Genomic DNA, 2,451 nt, shown 5'->3' on the forward strand with positions numbered 1-2,451 from the left:
GCCCTGGCCACTGTGTGGTTGGGGCTGGGATTCCTTTGGTTGATTGATATCGCGAGTGTCAGCTCGCGGTTCTCAGCTGCGATCAAATCATCTACGGAGAGTTTGATCCTGGCTCAGGACGAACGCTGGCGGCGTGCTTAACACATGCAAGTCGAACGGTGAACCACTTCGGTGGGGATCAGTGGCGAACGGGTGAGTAACACGTGGGCAACCTGCCCTCAGCTCTGGGATAACTCCAAGAAATTGGGGCTAATACCGGATGTGACCGCTGACCGCATGGTCTGGTGGTGGAAAGATTTATCGGCTGAGGATGGGCCCGCGGCCTATCAGCTTGTTGGTGGGGTAGTGGCCTACCAAGGCGACGACGGGTAGCCGGCCTGAGAGGGTGACCGGCCACACTGGGACTGAGACACGGCCCAGACTCCTACGGGAGGCAGCAGTGGGGAATATTGCGCAATGGGCGGAAGCCTGACGCAGCGACGCCGCGTGGGGGATGACGGCCTTCGGGTTGTAAACCTCTTTCAGCAGGGACGAAGCGAGAGTGACGGTACCTGCAGAAGAAGCACCGGCCAACTACGTGCCAGCAGCCGCGGTAATACGTAGGGTGCAAGCGTTGTCCGGAATTATTGGGCGTAAAGAGCTCGTAGGCGGTTCGTCGCGTCGGCTGTGAAAACCTGAGGCTCAACCTCAGGCCTGCAGTCGATACGGGCGGACTTGAGTTCGGCAGGGGAGACTGGAATTCCTGGTGTAGCGGTGAAATGCGCAGATATCAGGAGGAACACCGGTGGCGAAGGCGGGTCTCTGGGCCGAAACTGACGCTGAGGAGCGAAAGCGTGGGGAGCGAACAGGATTAGATACCCTGGTAGTCCACGCCGTAAACGTTGGGCGCTAGGTGTGGGGCTCATTCCACGAGTTCCGTGCCGCAGCTAACGCATTAAGCGCCCCGCCTGGGGAGTACGGCCGCAAGGCTAAAACTCAAAGGAATTGACGGGGGCCCGCACAAGCGGCGGAGCATGTTGCTTAATTCGATGCAACGCGAAGAACCTTACCTAGGCTTGACATGCACGGAAATCCTCCAGAGATGGGGGGTCCGTAAGGGCCGTGCACAGGTGGTGCATGGTTGTCGTCAGCTCGTGTCGTGAGATGTTGGGTTAAGTCCCGCAACGAGCGCAACCCTCGTCCTATGTTGCCAGCGAGTAATGTCGGGGACTCATAGGAGACTGCCGGGGTCAACTCGGAGGAAGGTGGGGATGACGTCAAATCATCATGCCCCTTATGTCTAGGGCTGCAAACATGCTACAATGGCCGGTACAAAGGGCTGCGATACCGCGAGGTGGAGCGAATCCCAAAAAGCCGGTCTCAGTTCGGATTGGGGTCTGCAACTCGACCCCATGAAGTTGGAGTCGCTAGTAATCGCAGATCAGCAACGCTGCGGTGAATACGTTCCCGGGCCTTGTACACACCGCCCGTCACGTCACGAAAGTCGGTAACGCCCGAAGCCGGTGGCCCAACCCTTGTGGAGGGAGCCGTCGAAGGCGGGATCGGCGATTGGGACGAAGTCGTAACAAGGTAGCCGTACCGGAAGGTGCGGCTGGATCACCTCCTTTCTAAGGAGCACTGGCCGCCACACTGGTTGTGGTGGTCCAGAGCCGCGCCCACACCGTGATCGGTGCCCCGTCTGGGGGTGCCGGCGGAGCGTGTGGGGTGGTGCTCGAGGGTGGAACGCTGACTCGTTCGGCCGGCGGCCTGGTGCTGCCCCTAGTACTGCACACACTTGTGTGTGCGTGGAGCGGGGTGGGAGTGGGTGGTTGGTCGTAGGCACGCTGTTGGGTCCTGAGGGAGCGGGTGACCGTTTCTTCGTGTCAGGGCCTTCCTGTTGTCGTACCGCCCGGGTTCTTCCCGGGGCTGGCGGTGGCGTGGTGGGGGGTTGCTGGTCGTACGTTGAGAACTGCACAGTGGACGCGAGCATCTTCTGACTCTGTTTGCAGAGTTCAAGTGTTGTAGGCCCGTCTCATCATTTCCTTCCGGGGGTGTGGGGCGGGATTTTTGTGTGGCCAAGTTGTTAAGGGCACACGGTGGATGCCTGGGCACCAGGAGCCGATGAAGGACGTAGGAGGCTGCGATAAGCCTCGGGGAGCTGTCAACCGAGCGTTGATCCGAGGATTTCCGAATGGGGGAACCCCGCACCAGTCATGTGGTGTGACCCGCGCCTGAACACATAGGGCGTGTGGAGGGAACGTGGGGAAGTGAAACATCTCAGTACCCACAGGAAGAGAAAACAACAGTGATTCCGTGAGTAGTGGCGAGCGAAAGCGGAAGAGGCTAAACCGATCGCATGTGATAGCCGGCAGGCGTTGTGTGGTCGGGGTCGTGGGACAGTTCTGCATCCTCTGCCGGGGGTGCGGGGAGTCATAAAGGACTTGTGTTAGTGGAAGGCCTCTGGAAAGGGTC

General features: G+C 59.7%; 2 rRNA genes. Both read left to right on the forward strand.

The features are described from left to right. Positions 1–90 precede the first annotated feature (90 nt). A 16S ribosomal RNA gene (locus ACI79K_RS21070) occupies positions 91–1,607 on the forward strand. A gap of 445 nt (positions 1,608–2,052) precedes the next feature. Then, a 23S ribosomal RNA gene (locus ACI79K_RS21075) occupies positions 2,053–2,451 on the forward strand; the annotation flags it as partial.

This window comes from Blastococcus sp. SYSU DS0616 (assembly GCF_054051015.1).